General features: G+C 52.9%; 19 protein-coding genes. 9 read left to right on the top strand and 10 right to left on the bottom strand.

Translation table 11 applies throughout. From position 1 onward, the window contains the following. Nucleotides 1-7: 7 nt before the first annotated feature. Complete coding sequence (locus JNUCC32_RS02320; RefSeq protein WP_192570976.1) at nucleotides 8-379, bottom strand: VOC family protein; 372 nt, start codon at nucleotides 377-379, stop codon at nucleotides 8-10. 73 nt (nucleotides 380-452) lie between these two features. After that, complete coding sequence (locus JNUCC32_RS02315) at nucleotides 453-1,388, bottom strand: aminoglycoside phosphotransferase family protein (protein ID WP_192570975.1); 936 nt, start codon at nucleotides 1,386-1,388, stop codon at nucleotides 453-455. 189 nt (nucleotides 1,389-1,577) lie between these two features. Between JNUCC32_RS02315 and JNUCC32_RS02310 the strand changes: the two genes are divergently transcribed. From JNUCC32_RS02310 to JNUCC32_RS02300, 3 genes are all read left to right on the top strand, one after another. Then, nucleotides 1,578-2,075: a DinB family protein gene (locus JNUCC32_RS02310; protein ID WP_192570974.1), complete on the top strand. Its 498-nt coding sequence runs from the start codon at nucleotides 1,578-1,580 to the stop codon at nucleotides 2,073-2,075. A gap of 63 nt (nucleotides 2,076-2,138) precedes the next feature. After that, nucleotides 2,139-3,131 (top strand): helix-turn-helix transcriptional regulator, encoded by a 993-nt coding sequence (locus tag JNUCC32_RS02305; protein ID WP_015736791.1) that lies wholly within the window; start codon nucleotides 2,139-2,141, stop codon nucleotides 3,129-3,131. Nucleotides 3,132-3,136: 5 nt separating this feature from the next. Then, nucleotides 3,137-3,424 (top strand): putative quinol monooxygenase, encoded by a 288-nt coding sequence (locus JNUCC32_RS02300; RefSeq protein WP_192570973.1) that lies wholly within the window; start codon nucleotides 3,137-3,139, stop codon nucleotides 3,422-3,424. 70 nt (nucleotides 3,425-3,494) lie between these two features. On the opposite strand, the gene JNUCC32_RS02295 is transcribed toward JNUCC32_RS02300, so the two are convergent. After that, a complete protein-coding gene (locus JNUCC32_RS02295; RefSeq protein WP_015736793.1) occupies nucleotides 3,495-4,322 on the bottom strand; it encodes an AraC family transcriptional regulator in 828 nt (275 codons plus the stop codon). A gap of 119 nt (nucleotides 4,323-4,441) precedes the next feature. Between JNUCC32_RS02295 and JNUCC32_RS02290 the strand changes: the two genes are divergently transcribed. The 3 genes from JNUCC32_RS02290 to JNUCC32_RS02280 all read left to right on the top strand — a co-directional run bounded on the left by JNUCC32_RS02290 (nucleotide 4,442) and on the right by JNUCC32_RS02280 (nucleotide 7,696). After that, nucleotides 4,442-5,791, top strand: a complete 1,350-nt coding sequence (locus JNUCC32_RS02290; protein ID WP_192570972.1) for an alpha-L-fucosidase — start codon at nucleotides 4,442-4,444, stop codon at nucleotides 5,789-5,791. 226 nt (nucleotides 5,792-6,017) lie between these two features. Next, complete coding sequence (locus JNUCC32_RS02285; RefSeq protein WP_096776129.1) at nucleotides 6,018-6,902, top strand: ATP-binding cassette domain-containing protein; 885 nt, start codon at nucleotides 6,018-6,020, stop codon at nucleotides 6,900-6,902. Then, entirely contained in the window at nucleotides 6,899-7,696 is a 798-nt protein-coding gene (locus JNUCC32_RS02280; RefSeq protein ID WP_096776130.1) for an ABC transporter permease, read from the top strand. The genes JNUCC32_RS02285 and JNUCC32_RS02280 overlap by 4 nt, the downstream gene beginning before the upstream one ends. A gap of 281 nt (nucleotides 7,697-7,977) precedes the next feature. Here the strand turns inward: JNUCC32_RS02280 and JNUCC32_RS02275 are convergent, their stop codons facing one another. The 3 genes from JNUCC32_RS02275 to JNUCC32_RS02265 form a co-directional block, all read right to left on the bottom strand. Continuing rightward, nucleotides 7,978-8,778 (bottom strand): TetR/AcrR family transcriptional regulator, encoded by an 801-nt coding sequence (locus JNUCC32_RS02275; protein ID WP_096776681.1) that lies wholly within the window; start codon nucleotides 8,776-8,778, stop codon nucleotides 7,978-7,980. 296 nt (nucleotides 8,779-9,074) lie between these two features. After that, nucleotides 9,075-9,815 (bottom strand): SDR family oxidoreductase, encoded by a 741-nt coding sequence (locus tag JNUCC32_RS02270; protein ID WP_192570971.1) that lies wholly within the window; start codon nucleotides 9,813-9,815, stop codon nucleotides 9,075-9,077. A 69-nt stretch (nucleotides 9,816-9,884) separates the two neighbouring features. Next, nucleotides 9,885-10,148, bottom strand: a complete 264-nt coding sequence (locus JNUCC32_RS02265) for an Atu4866 domain-containing protein (RefSeq protein WP_192570970.1) — start codon at nucleotides 10,146-10,148, stop codon at nucleotides 9,885-9,887. Between the two features lie 197 nt (nucleotides 10,149-10,345). Between JNUCC32_RS02265 and JNUCC32_RS02260 the strand changes: the two genes are divergently transcribed. Then, the gene (locus JNUCC32_RS02260; RefSeq protein WP_192570969.1) at nucleotides 10,346-11,269 is read left to right on the top strand and encodes an AraC family transcriptional regulator; all 924 of its coding nucleotides are present in this window, start codon (nucleotides 10,346-10,348) and stop codon (nucleotides 11,267-11,269) included. A gap of 115 nt (nucleotides 11,270-11,384) precedes the next feature. Here the strand turns inward: JNUCC32_RS02260 and JNUCC32_RS02255 are convergent, their stop codons facing one another. The 3 genes from JNUCC32_RS02255 to JNUCC32_RS02245 form a co-directional block, all read right to left on the bottom strand. Then, nucleotides 11,385-12,218, bottom strand: a complete 834-nt coding sequence (locus JNUCC32_RS02255) for a carbohydrate ABC transporter permease (RefSeq protein ID WP_009591022.1) — start codon at nucleotides 12,216-12,218, stop codon at nucleotides 11,385-11,387. Nucleotides 12,219-12,234: 16 nt separating this feature from the next. After that, complete coding sequence (locus tag JNUCC32_RS02250) at nucleotides 12,235-13,125, bottom strand: carbohydrate ABC transporter permease (protein ID WP_009591023.1); 891 nt, start codon at nucleotides 13,123-13,125, stop codon at nucleotides 12,235-12,237. 98 nt (nucleotides 13,126-13,223) lie between these two features. Continuing rightward, on the bottom strand, nucleotides 13,224-14,624 hold the full coding sequence (locus tag JNUCC32_RS02245) for an ABC transporter substrate-binding protein (RefSeq protein ID WP_192570968.1): 1,401 nt from the start codon (nucleotides 14,622-14,624) through the stop codon (nucleotides 13,224-13,226). 282 nt (nucleotides 14,625-14,906) lie between these two features. Here JNUCC32_RS02245 and JNUCC32_RS02240 point away from each other — a divergent pair, with 282 nt between their 5' ends. Together JNUCC32_RS02240 and JNUCC32_RS02235 are read left to right on the top strand one after the other, a co-directional pair. Beyond that, on the top strand, nucleotides 14,907-15,392 hold the full coding sequence (locus tag JNUCC32_RS02240; protein WP_192570967.1) for an anthrone oxygenase family protein: 486 nt from the start codon (nucleotides 14,907-14,909) through the stop codon (nucleotides 15,390-15,392). A 124-nt stretch (nucleotides 15,393-15,516) separates the two neighbouring features. Next, complete coding sequence (locus tag JNUCC32_RS02235) at nucleotides 15,517-16,203, top strand: G1 family glutamic endopeptidase (RefSeq protein WP_192570966.1); 687 nt, start codon at nucleotides 15,517-15,519, stop codon at nucleotides 16,201-16,203. 82 nt (nucleotides 16,204-16,285) lie between these two features. Here the strand turns inward: JNUCC32_RS02235 and JNUCC32_RS02230 are convergent, their stop codons facing one another. After that, entirely contained in the window at nucleotides 16,286-17,512 is a 1,227-nt protein-coding gene (locus JNUCC32_RS02230; protein WP_192570965.1) for an amidohydrolase, read from the bottom strand. Between the last annotated feature and the right edge of the window lie 27 nt (nucleotides 17,513-17,539).

Genomic DNA, 17,539 nt, shown 5'->3' with positions numbered 1-17,539 from the left:
GGTCTGTCTATTCACTCGCTTTTCTGGGATTCACCCGGATGATCGTCCCGCACGGATCCGATATCCAGTAGCCCCGCGAGTTCTCGTAAACCTCCACCTCATCCCTGCGGTCCACCCGGTGCTCTCTCAAATATCGGGCAGTCTCCTCCGGATCCTCCGTGTTGACCTCGAGCCAAACATCCTGCTGCGAATAGTTGAGCATGCAATCCAGCCATAGTGTATTCGGGCCGTGCTGAAAAGCATGCGACCCGTCCCTGAAGCCCAAATATGGCAGCCTTAAAACCTCTTTGTAAAAATGCACGGTCTCCTCATACTTGTGCTTCGGAATTTTAATGGCAATATTATTTCCGCCGATAAACTGAATATCCGCTGATGTCATGAGTGCAAACCTCCATTGTGGTTTTTTGCCATTGTATCATGCAGCAGCTTGGTTAGATTCTTCCGGATTGCTGTTATTCGCGGCGATTTGCCATAACCTCAGCATTCGTTATATACCAATTGGGCACATGCGTCCGGAATCCATCATACCAATTCAGCACGGTTTGGGCCTGGTTCATCATAACCTCCACTTCCTGCTCTCCGAACGGGATGGCCCAATGAATGGAGGATATCTGATTGCTTGCGATATAAAGCGCCATTAATCTGAAAAATGAATCCGGCACCTCTCGTCCTTGAAAATAACCGTGAATACGTCCCGAAGCGAACCACGGGCTAATCGCGGCATCCCACGTAATCCGGTTAAACTCCTCCCAAGGATCACCGTAGTCCGCCCGGTTGAAATCAATGATGCCGAGTTCCCCTTCAGGCGTAACCACCATGTTGCCGACATGATAATCCCCATGTTGAAAAGCAACGGGACGCTCTTCTAGCAAATACCGGTGCGCCTCCATAAATCGGACGATGTTCTCAGCGCCGGCAAGCCGGATGCCGCAGCTCTCATAATTTTTTATGTACCGATCCATTTTTGAATTATAATATGACGCCCACGTATCCAATCCGCTGTCGGCCGGAACGCCATGCATCCTGTTCAAATATGCGCCGGCCTGAACGCCAAGCCGGTACTGCTCCTCTGAATCCAGCAAAGGAATCGCCTCCCTTGCATCTTCTCCCGGAACCCAGGTGAACAGGGAATACACTTGCCGGCCACCATGACAGACGCCAAAATCTATCGGGCGAGACGTTCGCATTTCGATGGGATCCAGCTTTTTAACCGTTTCAAATTCCCATTTCTTCCTCTCGAACTGAGAGATATCGGATAGCCGGAGGAGCCGCTCCTCGCCTTGCATATCCTGAATATAATATTTACGATCTGCCGACCAGCCCTTGTCAACCGCTTGAATGACAATCCATCCATCAGCCCCCGGGATATCACGAATCGCTTCCTGCATGCCATGCACCTCCTGTATCCAAAATCCTTAACGATCCTTGAGCCTTATTCATTATAAATGAAGATGGATACTTAGAGCATACAATCCCATTTTTTTAATTTGGCCTATAATCACTGACCGTAACTGTCAGGAATGATGTAATATACTCGTTTTGCAGCACACATCCTAAACCAAAGCGAGGGTTAACACATGAACATGAGCAAAGCGCATTTTACGACAGAATGGTTAAAAGAGGCGCATATAACGGAACAAGTCATGAACGCTTTAACCGACGATTCGCTTAAAACCGCCATGACGGAGCAGCATCGCACGCTCGGTCAGCTGGCGTGGCATTTGGTCATGTCGATTCAATACATGACCATGCTCGGTTTGCAATTTGAGGGCCCGTCCCGCGAGCAGAAAATTCCCGATTCGGCTGCCGAAATTACCGACAGCTACCGCCGGATCCGGCATGCCCTTCTGGATGCGGTTCAGTCGCAGTGGAGCGAGGAGGATCTTCGCGCTACCCGTGAATTCGACGGAGAGCCTTGGACCAATGCGGCATTCCTGCATTTTACCCTGGTTCATCAAGCGCATCACCGCGGACAAATGACGGTGCTGATGAGACAAGCCGGCCTGCGGATTCCCGAGCTCTACGGTCCGACCTACGATTCCTGGATCGACAAGGGCATGGACCCGCTCGTATAAAAAAGATACAATCTACTTAAAAGTAAACGGTCGGGATCGTCCCTAAGGAAGGAGCGCGTTTTGATGTCCAAAGCGGATAATATGCTGTCGATCCTGTGGATGCTTCGCTCGGGCAAAAAGATGACCGCGCAGCAAATCGCCGATGAGCTGGAAATCCATGTTCGAACGGTGTACCGCTGCATCGATTCGTTATGCGCCAGCGGCGCGCCCATCATCGCCGATTCCGGGCCGAACGGCGGCTTTCGGATTCTCGGACCGTTCGCCGAGTCCCCGCTGATGTTTGATGCGGAAGAGCAGAAGGCTTTGGTGCATGCCTCGATTTTTGCCAAAGAAACCGGCTATCCGTTCACGGACGCGCTGGAGCGGGCGATCGGCAAGCTGAAGCTTTATACGAACGAGGAGCAGCTTCATCAGATCGAACGGCACAGCAGCGGCATCGCGGTTTTGCAGCCTCCGGTCCATGACGGGCTTCGCCCGCTGCTGCAGACGCTGGAGAATGCCGCGGCACAGGGACAAACCCTGAAGATGACGTATTCGAAGGGCCGGGAAGGCGCCGGAACCGTCCGAGACTTCGATCCCTACGGCATTATCCATTGGAAAGGCCAATGGTATGCTGCGGGCTACTGCCGTCTGCGCCAAGAGATTCGCAATTTTCGCGTGGACCGGATCCTCGGTCTGGAGACGACAGACCTGGTCTTTGAGCGGCCCGTTGATTTTTCTGCCAAGGATGTCTTGCTTGGCAGTCTTCTCCCGGATCCACGCAGCACGGAACCCCTGGTCGATGTTGTCATCCAAGCCCACGAGCATGTTCTGAATGAATTGAGCCAGCATTGGTTGTTTGGGCATACCCTCGTATCGCGTCATGATGGCGAGGCTCGTTTCGGGCTGGACACGTCTTCGCTGACGTCCTATGTGCCCTACTTCCTTCTCCCCTACGGCAAAGCTTTAACCATTCTGGAGCCAGCTTCGCTCGTCCTGAAACTGTCCGAGATCACGACAAGCTTGGCACTCCATTACGAACGCATGTTAATCGGCATGACCAAAAAGGAAGGATGATACCCATGGAGAAATTTGCAATGTACGGGAAACTGATCGCCCATCCGGGCAAACGGGATGAACTTGCGGAGATCCTGCTTGAAGCAGCCGCGATGCTTCGCGATAACGAAGACTGTGAGCTTTATATCGTCAACGTCTCGGACAGCGATCCGAATGCCGTATGGGTCACGGAATTGTGGAGCAGCCAAGACGCGCATGCCTCTTCCTTGCAGGGAGCGGATACGTCCGGGCGGGCGCTGATTGCCGGCGCAGAGCCGCTCAGGCTTAAGCCGCTTGGAGGCAAAGGGTTTTAGGCAATTCAATTCCGGTTAGGAATAAAAGAGGCCGTTCCCGAATCGAAATTCAGGAGCAGCCTCTTTTTTGCTATATATTGTTACGATATTCCGAAGGGCTGTAGCCTACCTCTTTCCGAAAGGTTTTCGAGAAATAGTTCGCCGATTCAAAGCCGGTGGCATCCGCAATTTCCTTGATGCTTAGAGACGTCGTCCTCAGCATGAGTTTGGCCTGCTCCATCCGTTTGAGGCTTAAATATTTTTGCGGCGTGATTCCGAAATGCCGTTTGAAATACTTAATAAAATAATTCGGGTGCAAATGCAGCGTTCCCGCCATCTGCTCCAGCGTAATTTCCTCATGCAGATGATTTTTGATGTACTGCTGCACTTTGTGGAGCCTGCCCATATCCTCCATTTTGTCCGCATGAATCTGCGGCTGCTGGTGTTCGAACACGCGGGAGAGAATGTCCAGCATCACGGACTTTTCCCTCAATCGCGCGGCGAGGGTATCGGAACGATGCGCATCGACGAGCTGCTGGAATAATGCCGGCATCTCCGCGTTCCCCGACAAATCGTAGCAATGGGGCACGTTCAGCCAGGAAAACACATCGGAATCGCCCACGGTCGCCGAGAAGTGAGACCAGTATTTAAGATAGGGACGGCCGCTGATGACAGAGTAGGATTGCCGCGTCCGTGCCGGCATCAGAACCAATTGACCCGGTACGGGATACAGCTCCTCATCGCCGATCTTCACCCACCCTTCCCCATCCAGGATAAAATAGAGCTTGTTGTACGACACGGTGTAGTCGAATTCCTTCCATTCCGGCCAGCACTGCGTTCTTTCGGCCTCCCAGATCTGAACCTGCATGTTCAGGAGCATCTGCTGAATGGCTTCATGTTCATTTCGTTCATTCTTCATCTTCAATTATCCTCTAAAGTTATTATAATACCCGTCGGAGTTAAGTAATTATCTATTCATACTAACACATTCTTGTTAAAATCAAACTCGACAATTCCAAGAATCGGAGGTTTGAATCCATGACAACGACTACCACTCCAACCAATCAAGTCATCCATGATCGAAACCAGCGCGTGCAATGGTTCCAGAACGACCGTTTCGGCATGTTCATTCACTGGGGGCTTTACTCTATCCCGGCCCGAGGCGAATGGCTCCGAAGCACGGAACAAATGAGCATCGAGGACTATCAGGCCTATTTCGATGAATTTGATCCCGTTGACTATAATCCTCGGGAGTGGGCCAAAGCGGCCAAGAAAGCAGGCATGAAATATGCGGTGCTGACGGCCAAGCATCATGACGGATTCTGTTTGTTCGACAGCAAGCTGACGGAATATAAGTCAACGAATACCAAAGCCGGCCGGGATCTCGTGCAGGAATTTCTGGAAGCTTTCCGTGAAGAAGGCCTTAAAGTCGGCCTCTATTTCTCGCTGATCGACTGGTATCATGAGGACTACCCGGCTTATGGAGACCGGATTCACCCGATGCGGGCGAACGAAGCCTTCAAGCGCGATCCGAAAAACTTCGACCGATACCTGGATTACATGCATGGACAAGTGCGTGAGCTGCTCACAGGCTACGGCAAACTCGATATCATGTGGTTTGACTTCTCTTATGATAACATGCGCGGCGAGGTGTGGCGGGCCACCGAGCTGATGAAAATGATCCGCCAGCTTCAGCCGCACATTCTTATCGACAATCGGCTGGAGGGAAGCGGCGAGAGCGGGGGCAGCATCTATACCACCGATCCGTCCGTATACAGCGGCGACTTCGCGTCGCCGGAACAGATCATTCCGCCGCACGGGGTTGTGGACCAGACAGGTGCCCCGATTCCATGGGAAGCCTGTATTACGCTGAACAACAACTGGGGCTATGCCGCAGCTGACCGCAATTACAAATCGGCAACCACCATCATCCGCAAGCTGGTGGAATGCGTCAGCAAGAACGGCAACATGCTGTTGAACGTCGGTCCTGACGCGAAAGGCTCCATCCCGAAGGAAAGCCTCGACGTGCTGGAGGAGATCGGCGACTGGATGAGCAAGAACGGAGACAGCATCTATGGCTGCGCGGCTGCCGATTATCCGAAACCGGAGTGGGGTCGTTATACCCAAAAAGGCAATACACTCTATGCCCACGTCTTTGAGGAGTCCATCGGACCGATCAATCTCATCGGCATGGCCGACAAGGTGAAGAAGGCCCGGCTGCTCGCGGACGGATACGAATTGTTCCTCAGCCGCCCATGGAGCGCCGCCGAATTCGTCGAGGACGCATTCGTGAACTTCGCGCGTCCCGAACACTTTACCTATCCGCTCCCCGACAAACGCAATACCGTCATTGAACTGGAGCTTTATGACGAATCGGATCGTTCGTAACGATAAGATCGCTTATACATGAACTAATCCCTATAAGAGCCTGACTCGATGTTTTGTTACATCGCGTCAGGCTTTTTTATGTACGGACGCCTCGTCCTCCCAAGATCATCATGCCGTTTTCAAAACGCAAAAAAATCGTATTGCACAATAACTGTTTATGCAATATACTAATTATCAATTAAACTGTTTATATAATACACAATTATTTAAAGGAGATGTTCGGTTCATGATTACCTATGCTGTTGAAATTCGTCAGCTTCGCAAAAGCTTTGGGCACCAGACCGTTCTGGACGGGATCGATCTGAGCGTGCCGCAAGGAAACGTATTTGCTCTTCTCGGTCCTAATGGGGCCGGCAAAACAACCTTGATTCACATCCTGTCCACGTTGGTGACGCCCGATGTCGGGAGCGTGAGGATCAACGGGTTCGATCTCCGCGATCACAAGCAGGAGGTTCAGCAGTCCATCAGTCTGACCGGCCAGTTCGCGGCCGTTGACGAAGTGCTGACCGCCGAAGAAAACCTCTGGATGATATGCAGGCTGTCGGGTCTATCCGCGGCGGAAGCCGGGCGGAGAACCGCCGAGCTGTTGGAGCACTTCGATCTGGCGGCCGCGGCGGCCAAGCGCGTGAAGACGTATTCCGGCGGGATGAAGAGACGGCTTGATCTGGCGATCAGCCTTGTCGTACCGCGGCCCGTGTTGTTCCTCGATGAACCGACCACAGGACTTGATACGCGCAGCCGCCGTGCGCTGTGGGATATCATCCTTCAATTGAAAAGCCAAGGCATCACCATCCTGCTGACCACGCAGTATTTGGAGGAAGCCGACCAGCTCGCGGACCGGATTGCGGTTCTGGATGGGGGACGAATCGTGGCTGAAGGTAGTCCGGCCGAGCTGAAGACCCGGGTCGGTGGTGAAATGCTGGAGCTTCGCGACGCACGTGACGAAGTGATCCACAGGATTCCGACAAGCGGCAGCATCGGCGACGTCGCACATACGCTTCAGGAGTTCATACGCTTGCTCCCGAATGAGACGCGCGTAAGTCTTCACAGACCCAATATGGATGATGTATTCCTGTCGCTTACCGACAAGAAAATGGAGGGAATTGTATGATAAGAGCAACGGCAACGGCTACGAAAACAAAAACAACGTCCTTAGCAGTTACCCAGTCTGTCTTTATCGGCCGCAGCCTGCGTCACAGCATCCGCAACGCGGAGGCGATGATAACGGCAATGGTGCTGCCGATCATGCTGATGCTGCTGTTCACCTATGTATTTGGCGGTGCCCTCGATCCCAGCGGACAGTATGTTAACTACGTGGTTCCGGGGATCATCCTGCTATGCGCCGGCTTCGGATCGTCCAGCACGGCCGTCGACGTCTCCCAGGATATGACCAATGGCATCATTGACCGCTTCCGCACGATGCCCATTCAAAGCTTGAGTGTCATCACGGGGCATGTGGTCGCCAGCCTTGCCCGGAACATGCTTGCGACAGGCGTTGTTATCGCAGTGGCTCTGCTCGTTGGATTCAGGCCATCAGCAGGGCTTATGGATTGGATACTCGCCATCGGCTTGATCGCGCTCTTCATCTTTGCCTTCACCTGGCTCTACGCCGCTATCGGTCTCGTTGCAGGCAGTCCGGCAGCGGCCAGCAGTTATGGATTCATCCTGCTCTTTCTCCCTTACCTCTCCAGTGCTTTCGTTCCCACCGAGACGATGCCGGCTTGGCTGCAAGGGATCGCAAGCAACCAGCCGATTACGCCGGTCATCGAATCCATTCGCGGATTACTGACGGGAGGCTCCATCCAGGATCAGATCGGCTGGGCGATCGGATGGTGCCTGTTCATCCTGATCGGCTCGATGGTATGGAGCATGTGGACGTTTAAGAGGAAAGCCGGACGACGCTAAATACGGGTGGCTGCTTTACTAAGGGCGCGCGAAGGATACTCCATCCGATTCCAAAAGGCTGCCGTGTCCTTCCTATCTCATAGTCGGTCATTCCACCAGTACCCCCGTAACTAACGTTAATGAAAGTCCGGCCGGAACGATACCAACCAACCGGGCGCTGAACAAGTCGGGCTTGGGCCGACTCAATCAGCAAAAAAAACGATCCTCATGAGAGGATCGTTTTTTTTGCTCGGCTGTTGCTGCACTTTTTGGATCGACCAAGCCCCGTAACTTGGCCGACATCATGGCTTGTCCGAGGGTTCCTGTTGTTTCTTGGCTTGAAAATATTGCTCGATGCCATCCAAAATGCGTTCTAACCCGAAATCAATGTCATTACCTATCGGATTCACTTCCTCGCTGTCTTCCGTATAGACCCCCGACATCACAACCGGGTACAGGAACGGAAACCGATCCGGCTTCATAAGCTGTTTCAGCGCTTCCGTATAATCGAGTCCACTGAACTGTTCCGGGGTGGAGCCTGCCTGTATGGCGCGGTCCATATCCCGCTGCATCATGCCGCTCGTTCTGGCATAATTGCTTAACAAGAGAATCAAGGACATCCGCTCATAATCATTCAGCGGAAGATCCTTCATGAACCGCAGACCCCAATCGATAAATCGCAGATTGTTCGGCGTAATGGGAATACCCGTAATCGGAATGTCTCCGAACCAGGGGTGATCCCGGAATACCTGCATCGTCGATTTGACGTAGACCCGCATATTCTCGCGCCAGTCAGCAGAATCTTCCGCCGGAATGGGAATATCGCACGCGGCGTTCTGCATCAGCACCAAAAGGTCGTCCTTGCTGGATATGTACCGGTACAGCGACATGGCGGTAAAACCCAAAGTGGACGCAATTCGATTCATGGAGACAGCTGAAAGCCCTTCTTTATCGGCGATGTCGATGGCCGTATCTACAATCTGGGAAAGGCTCATCTCCCGTTTCGGTCCCCGCTGCGGCGGCTTAACCAATCCCCAGCTGAGAGCCGCCCCTCTGGGCAGCTTGGATCCAATATCCGGATCTATCGTCTCATCATTAGACATGATCATGTTTCCTTTCTGCATCCTTGCATCTGATAATAATTGTTTATATTATAAACAGTATAACATATCTCATCATCCATAGGTAAAGAGGGCGAATCAGAGTCTTAGCAGAGAGCTGCCGGCTTCGCCGCCCCCCTCGGAAGCAAAGCTGATCTGAACGATCTTCTCCTGCGAGCCATAAGTAGTGATCCAGCCGTGAGCCATGATCATATCCAGTCCCAACACATCTTGATAAAAAGCATAACAAATCCTTCCATCATAAAAAGCTGTTGAGATTGAACTCAACAGCTGATTCGTTAGCTCCCTGATGCAGTTGGCCTAATGATGATTTCATTCACATCGACTTCCGGCGGCTGCTCGATGGCATACACAATCGCTTGCGCAATCGATATCGCCGGGATCGATATTCTTCGATACTCCTTCATGACTTGTCTGGCCGTATCATCGGAAATGCTGTCGGCCAGCTCCGACTCCGTCACGCCCGGCGATATTTGCGTAACCCGGATACCTTTGCTCCCGACCTCCTGTCGCAGCCCCTCCGAGATTGCGCGAACCGCATGCTTGGTGGCACAATAAACGGCCGCGGTAGGCGATACCTCATACGCACCGATGGAAGCGATATTGATAAATTGACCTAAGCCCTGCTTCTGCATCACCGGCAGCCCTGCCGCAATGCCATGCAGGACGCCGCGGACGTTCACGTCGATCATCCGGTTCCATTCGTCCACCTTCAAGGCTTCCAAGGGCGATAGAGGCATGACGCCTGCATTGTTGAGGATGACATCCACCCGCCCGAACCGGCTCACCGCCAAGTCGATGAAGGATTCCATCTGATCGAGATGAACGACATTCAGCGATTGGTAAACGGCTGAGCCGCCTTCCCCATTCAATGCGGCAGCCAGCTTCTCCAGCCTGTCCGTTCTTCTCGCCCCGAGCACCACATGTGCGCCATGCTGAGCGAGCAGCCGGGCCGCCGCTTCGCCGATCCCGCTGCTCGCGCCTGTAATGGCCACGACTTTTCCTTTTACGCTAGACATGCAACAACGCTCCTCCCGTTCCTGTTCTGTATTTCCAAATCCATTCCGCATTTTTGCCATGACACAATGTTAGATTTCCCGATACAATACCATTCCGGCATGATAGAGAACGCCGTCCCGAAAATCGCCGTCGGCCGTGAACCCGGTATCATCCACATATTCGATGTGATCGCCTTCCATGAAATAGCGGCCTTGATAGGCGCTTTGCCGCGGTCCTCTTGCTTCATCATAACGCCCGTTCGGGAGGAGCTCGTGGCGGATATATCCGTCCTTCGTAACCCACATGCCTGCATAGGGATGCTTCGCCCCATTCGCAACAAGAGCTGGATTCATTCCATTCCCTCCTCTTCGCTCTTATCTAATCCTCTTGAGTTACATTTATAGCTGTCTGCCTTTAACCATTGAGGATATTTCTATTATGCGTTCACACCGCATTCATCCGGTAGCCGAATCCACCATGATTCTTGCCTATTCCTGCATGATTGATTAAGATTGAACCATATACCATCGGAGGAGGATACCGACCCTGAATGATCAACCATGAAGGAAGCCATCCGCACAACGAACTTGCAGGATACATAGAAAAATACACGGGCATGGACGGTACATATAGTACGTCGATACCCGCTCTGCATTTTATACGGGCATCCAGCGAGACGGAATTGGTCCACACGATTCATGAGCCCGCGCTATGCATCGTGGTCCAAGGCCGAAAATTAATCATGCTGGCACAAGAATGCTATGTTTACGACCCGTCCAGCTATCTTGTCGTCTCGCTGCAGCTGCCCATATCCGGCCAAGTAATCCAGGCGGCACCCGAGCGGCCTTATCTGTGTCTCCGGCTGGACTTTGACAAGCATAAGATTTTCGAGCTAATCAAACCCGGCCAAGAGACCCCTCCCAAGAAATCCGACTCCCAAAAAGCCCTGTTTGTCAGCCCGATGAATCAAGCGCTGCTGGATGCCGTCGTCCGCCTCGTGCGCCTTCTGGATACGCCGGAGGATATTCCCGTCCTGGCCCCCCTGTTCACGAAGGAAATTCTTTATCGAATCCTTCAAGCCGAGCAAGGGCAATCCCTGAAGCAGTTTGCCGTCAGCGGCAGTCATGCGCAGCGCATCGCGGCGGCTGCCCAGTTGATCGAGCGTGATTATAATCAGCCCTTGCACATCGCCAAACTGTCCGCAGCCGTCAATATGAGCCCTTCTTCGCTTCATCATCACTTCAAGGAAATCACCGCCATGAGCCCGCTTCAATATCAAAAGCAAATCCGATTGCAAGAGGCCAGGCGGCTCCTTCTCTCGGAAACCTTCGCGGCCGCCGACGCCGGATTTCAGGTCGGCTATGAGAGCCCCACCCAGTTCAACAGGGAATATGCCCGCATGTTCGGATTGCCTCCGATCCGGGATATCAAACGTCTTCGCGACTCATTGGACTTCGGCACGCACGAAACGTAAACCCGATCGGATACGAACAGCAAAACGGAAGGGATTCGCCAGTCAAACATAAAAAAACGGCATTTCTGCCGTTTTTTATGTCGGGCACCAAGCGGCCCTGCCTTTTATTCGCATGCTATCCTTTCGTTCCGCCCTGCAGCCCGAAGCCCTTGGACATGAACTGCTGGGATAGAATATACATGATGATCGCCGGGATGGCGTACAGCACCGAGAAGGCCGCGAGGCTCCCGTAGTCGACCATGCCGTACTGCCCGAAGAACTGGTACAGCTTCAGGGATGCCGGGAACTTCTCGGGCGATTGCAGCAAGATATACGGAACGAAGAAATTGCCCCAGCTGCCCGAGAACGTAAAGATTGCCACCGTGCATATCCCCGGAACCATCAGCGGCGCCACTACCTTGCGGATCCCCGTAAACACCGAGGCCCCGTCCACCCATGCGGCTTCCTCCAGATCGCTCGGCACGGAATCCATGAAATTCTTCATCATCCATATCCCGTACGGCATGGACGACGCTACATAGAACAAGATGACGCCAAAAATGTTGTCATACAGCTTTAACCCCAGGAACAGCTGGTAGACAGGGACCATAACGGCCGTAATCGGCAGCGAGGTCATGAACAGAATGGTCAGCATGAAGGGCTTCTTATATTTCATCTGATAACGGGATAACGGGTAAGCCGCTAGCAGCGCCAGCAGGACAACCAATACGGCTTGGCCAAGCGACATCACCAGGCCGATCAGATAAGCGCGCTGGTTCTCGCTGCTGGTAATCACCTCTACGTAATTGGCCCCGGTAATCTTGCTGGGCACTTTCAGGGATTGCATTGCATTCGGATCGACGGAAGCCACAAGCACCCAGAGCAGCGGCAGCACGAAGCAAATGCCGATCCCCGCAAGAATCGCATACGGCAGAATTCGATAGACTAATTTACGTTGTTTGGCATTCATATGATTTCACCCCTGGTTACTCTTTCATCGACCTGATATACAGGAGGCTTAACACAATCCCGATCAGCAGCAGCAGCAGCGAAATAGCGGTTCCATAGCCTAATTGATAGTTCACAAACGCCTGATTGTACATAAAGATCGGCAGGGTCGTCGTGGAGTTGCCCGGACCGCCTCCGGTCATCGCATAGATGAGCCCGAACACCCCGAGCGTCTGCAAAGTAACCAGCATCATGTTCGTGGTAATGGTGCTTTTGATGTAAGGGATGATGATGCGCGTGAAGATTTTCCACTTGGAGGCTCCATCCACTACCGCCGCTTCCTCGATTTCGTTCGGCACGTCATCCAGCGCGGCTTGAAATACCAGCATCGAGAAGGCCGTGCCGTGCCAAATATTCGCAAGAATGATCGTCAGCATCGGGACGGTAAACAGCCAGGTCACTTCCGAAAATCCGAAAAATGTGATAATCGCATTCAGCGTGCCTTCATCCCCGAAGAAGCTGTACAGACAAAGGGCGCACACGATCTCGGGCGTTACCCAGCCCGCAAGCACAATCGTTCCAATCACGCGCCGAAAGGTCTTGTTCCTCTGCTTCATCAGCAGTGCAATCAGAAATCCCAGCACCTGCTGCCCGATCACCGCCGAACCGATAAGAAAAACCAGCGTGTTCCAAATACTGATCCGAACCGTGGGATCCTGGAACATCCGAGTATAGTTGTCGAGGCCGATAAATTTGAGCTCCCTCGCCGCTTCCCCGGTCAAGGCCAGATTGGTGAAGGAATAGAAGAACGTTAACAGGATGGGATATATAAAAAACACGAGCATAATCGCGATTGAAGGCAGCAAAAAAAAGAGCCAGGTATACGTTTTTCTTCGTTTCGGGTAAACGTCCACGGACAGACTGCTCATGTGTGGTTCTCCTTCCATACGGATGATCTGAAAAACCGCTTGCCCAAGTCTCCGCGATGACGGGAGCGCTTGAGCAAGCCGGTTTTGCTTATAGCAGGTTATTTCTCCACGATATGATCCGCACCAACGATGCGGGTAACATCCTGCGCGTATTTATTCATGGCATCCGCAGGCGATGTTCCGGTTGCTACGGATTCCACCATCGTCTGGATCTGCGTCGACACTTCCGGATACTTCTCCTGAGCCGGTCTAAACTCTGCGTTCTGCAGGTATTCGGTCGCGATTTCGTTAAACGGCATTTTCGTATATTCCGGATCCTTGGCAACATCGGCACGCACCGTAATATTGCCGGAGGACATGACGAGCTTCTGGGTATTTTCCTTGCCCAGCGCATACTTGATAAATTCCCATGCCTCGTCTTTGTTCTTGGAATTGCTTGGAATCGACAGCGCCCAGCCTCCGGCCAGCGTAATCGAGCCGGGCTCCTGTCCTTGGCTGGTCGGCATCGGCGCAAAGCCGAGCACGTCTTTGTATTCTGGCCATGGCGCCGCGCCTGTTTCCATGTAGTTGCCCGTGATCCAGGAGCCGTCCAGCGAAATCGCCAGCTTGCCCTGCGGCAGGTATTCGCGGGAAGCCGTGTTGCCTGCCTGGCCGTTCAATACTTTGGAGAGCGGCGGTCCCAGCTTCTCTTTGTTGACCGTTTCCACAAAAGTCAGCGCGTCCAGAATGCCCTGGCTTTTCGTAATCCATTTGCCGCTGGCATCGTCATACAGCCTTTCGCCCGTTCCGTAGAGCAGCATCTCGTAGGTTTGCATGGAGGTAGCTTCGCCTGTAGCCTTGCCCATGTTCATCCAGATCGGTACAACGTCGGGCGCCTTCTCCTTGATCGTTCGCGCAGCGTTTAAGACCTCCTCCCAATTCTTAGGCTGCCAATCCTCCGGAAGACCCGCTTGTTTGAAAATATCCTTGTTATACCAAAGGCCCCTGGAATCCGTGTTATACGGCACGCCGTATACCTTGCCATCGCTGGCAGTGACCCCCTTCTTCATCGCTTCGATGAAGGAGCCGTTGCCCCAGTCTTCCCATCCCGTCAATTTATCGTCGAGCGGCTCCAGATAGCCGGCGCTGGCATCCGAGTTCAAAATGAAGGTATCTTCCGTCACGATATCGGGCGCCGTATCTTTGGATTTCAGCGCCAGGGCCACCTTGGCAAAATAATCGCCTTCCGATGCCTGAATCGGTGTCGGCTTAATCTCTACGCTTTTGTCAGGGTAACTGGCCGACACTTCCTTAAGCCATTTATAGAACGCTCCGTTCTCGCCGATCCCGTCATCCCGAAACGTAACGGTAATGATTTTCTTCGCCGTCTCTCCGTCCTTTCCCGGCTCCGGATCGCCGGTATCGGCCGGCGTTCCCTTGCCACCGGTACAACCGAACAACAAAGAAACGCTTAATAAAGCCGTCGTTACTAGCCAAATCCCCCTCTTGCCTGACTTCATACGGATCCCTCCTTTTGGCTGAACACATTGAATATATGATCCAAATTTTGGATACGCTTACGAAAGCGTATATTCAACTCTATTTAGTAAATAGCGTAGATATGCTTATTACCATATATAGTAAAAACAAGTATACAGATCCCTCTATATCTTCATTCCTTCAATTTTAGGTCTTTACTTTTGCCGAAAACGCTAATATATTTGTATGTACAAACAATTATTAAGTGGATATACATGGAATCAAATGTCAGAATCACATCTAAAACTGGAGGTAACCTGCCCATGAGTGATCGCTTGATTTTTTTGCTGGCTCTATTTTCAGTGACAGGCTCGGGCCTTATAGCCGGCCTGTTCTTCGCCTTCTCATCCTTCATGATGACCGCTTTATCGCGGATTCCGAACGAACAAGGGATTAACGCCATGCAGTCCATCAATGCAACCATACTCAACCCCACGTTCGGTGCACTGTTTACAGGTACCGCCCTAACCAGTATCGTTCTTGCAGTCCTATCCGTCCTACGCTGGGGAGAACCGGGATCCGTCTACTTGCTGGCCGCCGGTCTGCTGTATCTGACGGGATTCATCGTAACGATGGCCTTCAATGTCCCGCTCAATGACGCGCTGGCTGCCGTTGATCCTGCGAGCAGCGCAGGAAGCGAGGTCTGGAATGCCTACCTAAGTAAATGGACGGCCTGGAACCATGTACGGACGGTCACCTCCATAGGGGCCATGATCCTGTTTGTTTTTGCCTTACGGCATATCCCTTAAGACTCGATTAACCTGAAAAATAGATTTAAGGGCTGCCTGTTCAAACTTTCTAACACATAACCCATACCAACTCTACCGATTCTTCATTAGATATACTATCAATCTAGTAAAGGCGGTGGAGATTATGGGGATTTCCACGACAGGTCAGTGGAATCACACATGCCAACTTGACACTACAGCCAAGCCGCGTCGTAACATCGGATGGATATCAAGCAATTGGAGCGGATACTCTATCACTGGAAAAAAAGGGGCTTTCAAACGGGTCTCCGCCAAATGGAATGTGCCGTTTGTTCGGCCAAGCCGCGGGACGTCCTACTCCTCGGCCTGGATCGGCATTGACGGATTCAGCAACAGCAATTTGATACAGACCGGAACGGGTCATGATTGGATAGACGGCAAGGCTTATTATTATGCTTGGTGGGAGATTCTCCCCGCCTCGCTTACGTTCATTCCGCTGCCCATTCAGCCGGGTGACCGCATGCATGCCAGCATCATCAAGTGCAGCGGGTCGAACTGGCTGATCTGCCTTCGCAACGTATCCCGGAACTGGACCTTTCGAACATTGCAGCGGTATAGCGGTCCGCAGACCTCGGCGGAATGGATCGTCGAAGCGCCGCAAATCAATGGGGCGCTTGCCACGATGGCACGATTGTCCCCCGTTGTCTTCTCCTGCTGCCGCGTCAATGGGAAACGCCCCAAACTCACGGCGGATGATGGGGGCATTATGCTCCAGAATTCAACCGTTACCTCCATTCCCTCCAATCCGAACCGGGCGGGAGACGGTTTCGTTGTCAAAGGCGTTCATCAATAAGGGACCTGGCGCCTTAAAGCCTATAAACCAACAACAGCCGCTGCACGCCGGAAAAGTCCGGCATGCAGCGGCTGCCCCTTTATCATATTCCGTAAACCGGGTTTCCCTTAAACAGCACGGCATGGCGGCGGGACCGCCTGGCAACGGCTTCTGCGGAGCAGCTGGCTTCCACAATCACCGCATCCGCCGCATCCCCGACGTTTGGCCACGCATAGCGGCCGTCCTGGTCTAGCGGCGTCACGCCTCCCGTAATAAACCCGAGGGCCTGTCCGAGCGAACGCTCATCGCTCATATGGAAGCGTTCGGCCAGCGTGCCCGCCTTGTCCAGATTATCCCCTTTGCCGAACGGGGACCAATGGTCCATAATGCTGTCTTGCCCAAGCGAGATGTTCACGCCGCGGCGGTGCAGCTGCGGGATCGGGATGGTTCGGCCAAGCGGTACGGAGGAGGTGACGGAAATACCCAAGTCCGCTAACCGAATCGCCACTTCATCCACCTCGCTTGGTGAGACGTCCGCGAAAGCGAGGGCATGGCTGAGCGTGACTCTTCCGTTCCAACCCGCCTCTTCCGTAAGATCAGCTACCCGTTTAAAGGCATTCAGTCCGATCTGGGACGACTCATGCAGGTGCAGATCAATGCCGGCGTTGGCTTCCACCGCCAGCTCCATCACGGTGTTCAGCGATTTCTCCATATCCTCGTCTACCGTCGTGGGATCCAGCCCGCCTACCAGCGCGGCTCCGTTCCGGAGCGCTTCCCTGACCAGGGATACGGACTGGCTGCGAAGCAAGCCGTGCTGAGGAAAAGCAACGATCTCCACAAAAGCTTTTTCCTTATATCCTTCAACCGCCTGCAAGGTGGCTTCCAAATTTTTCAGACCGACGACGGGATCCACATTGCAGTGGGAGCGGACATGGGTAGAACCGTATCGCAGCAGCAGATCCAGCAGTCCCTCCGCTCGCTCCTTGGCGGTGGGAAGAAGCTCGGGAAGCAGCCTCTCTTCCTCCTCGATCCGGCTGAAGATTCCGTGAGCCGGACGAAGCGGTGCCTTCCATGGTCCTCCATAATAGGTTTTGTCCAGGTGGATATGCATATCTCTAAAAGAGGGCAGCATCAGATTCCCCTTCATATCCCATGTCGGCAGCAGCGAATCCGGCAAAGCCTCCGCGGGACGAATCTCAGAAAAAGCCCCATTCTCTATCCTCACATGAAAAAGTCCCGTTTCGGTTCCGGTCACCACGTCATCCTCGTAGCGGTAACCCGTTTCCAGTCGGACATGCAGCAGCCAGTATGCCTTGCTGTGTTTGTTCATATAACCTTCATCCCCTTCTCGCTTATA

This window comes from Paenibacillus sp. JNUCC32, from assembly GCF_014863545.1.
Classification (GTDB): domain Bacteria; phylum Bacillota; class Bacilli; order Paenibacillales; family Paenibacillaceae; genus Paenibacillus_AQ; species Paenibacillus_AQ lautus_A.
The sequence above is the reverse complement of the archived record's forward strand: the minus strand, read 5'-3'. Positions and strand labels throughout refer to the sequence as shown.

What these genes read in the sequence shown, in the direction of transcription:
- JNUCC32_RS02320 (WP_192570976.1), bottom strand. Translation starts at nt 379, where the DNA reads ATGACATCAGCGGATATTCAGTTTATCGGCGGAAATAATATTGCCATT.
- JNUCC32_RS02315 (WP_192570975.1), bottom strand. Translation starts at nt 1,388, where the DNA reads ATGCAGGAAGCGATTCGTGATATCCCGGGGGCTGATGGATGGATTGTC.
- JNUCC32_RS02310 (WP_192570974.1), top strand. Translation starts at nt 1,578, where the DNA reads ATGAACATGAGCAAAGCGCATTTTACGACAGAATGGTTAAAAGAGGCG.
- JNUCC32_RS02305 (WP_015736791.1), top strand. Translation starts at nt 2,139, where the DNA reads ATGTCCAAAGCGGATAATATGCTGTCGATCCTGTGGATGCTTCGCTCG.
- JNUCC32_RS02300 (WP_192570973.1), top strand. Translation starts at nt 3,137, where the DNA reads ATGGAGAAATTTGCAATGTACGGGAAACTGATCGCCCATCCGGGCAAA.
- JNUCC32_RS02295 (WP_015736793.1), bottom strand. Translation starts at nt 4,322, where the DNA reads ATGAAGAATGAACGAAATGAACATGAAGCCATTCAGCAGATGCTCCTG.
- JNUCC32_RS02290 (WP_192570972.1), top strand. Translation starts at nt 4,442, where the DNA reads ATGACAACGACTACCACTCCAACCAATCAAGTCATCCATGATCGAAAC.
- JNUCC32_RS02285 (WP_096776129.1), top strand. Translation starts at nt 6,018, where the DNA reads ATGATTACCTATGCTGTTGAAATTCGTCAGCTTCGCAAAAGCTTTGGG.
- JNUCC32_RS02280 (WP_096776130.1), top strand. Translation starts at nt 6,899, where the DNA reads ATGATAAGAGCAACGGCAACGGCTACGAAAACAAAAACAACGTCCTTA.
- JNUCC32_RS02275 (WP_096776681.1), bottom strand. Translation starts at nt 8,778, where the DNA reads ATGTCTAATGATGAGACGATAGATCCGGATATTGGATCCAAGCTGCCC.
- JNUCC32_RS02270 (WP_192570971.1), bottom strand. Translation starts at nt 9,815, where the DNA reads ATGTCTAGCGTAAAAGGAAAAGTCGTGGCCATTACAGGCGCGAGCAGC.
- JNUCC32_RS02265 (WP_192570970.1), bottom strand. Translation starts at nt 10,148, where the DNA reads ATGAATCCAGCTCTTGTTGCGAATGGGGCGAAGCATCCCTATGCAGGC.
- JNUCC32_RS02260 (WP_192570969.1), top strand. Translation starts at nt 10,346, where the DNA reads ATGATCAACCATGAAGGAAGCCATCCGCACAACGAACTTGCAGGATAC.
- JNUCC32_RS02255 (WP_009591022.1), bottom strand. Translation starts at nt 12,218, where the DNA reads ATGAATGCCAAACAACGTAAATTAGTCTATCGAATTCTGCCGTATGCG.
- JNUCC32_RS02250 (WP_009591023.1), bottom strand. Translation starts at nt 13,125, where the DNA reads ATGAGCAGTCTGTCCGTGGACGTTTACCCGAAACGAAGAAAAACGTAT.
- JNUCC32_RS02245 (WP_192570968.1), bottom strand. Translation starts at nt 14,624, where the DNA reads ATGAAGTCAGGCAAGAGGGGGATTTGGCTAGTAACGACGGCTTTATTA.
- JNUCC32_RS02240 (WP_192570967.1), top strand. Translation starts at nt 14,907, where the DNA reads ATGAGTGATCGCTTGATTTTTTTGCTGGCTCTATTTTCAGTGACAGGC.
- JNUCC32_RS02235 (WP_192570966.1), top strand. Translation starts at nt 15,517, where the DNA reads ATGGGGATTTCCACGACAGGTCAGTGGAATCACACATGCCAACTTGAC.
- JNUCC32_RS02230 (WP_192570965.1), bottom strand. Translation starts at nt 17,512, where the DNA reads ATGAACAAACACAGCAAGGCATACTGGCTGCTGCATGTCCGACTGGAA.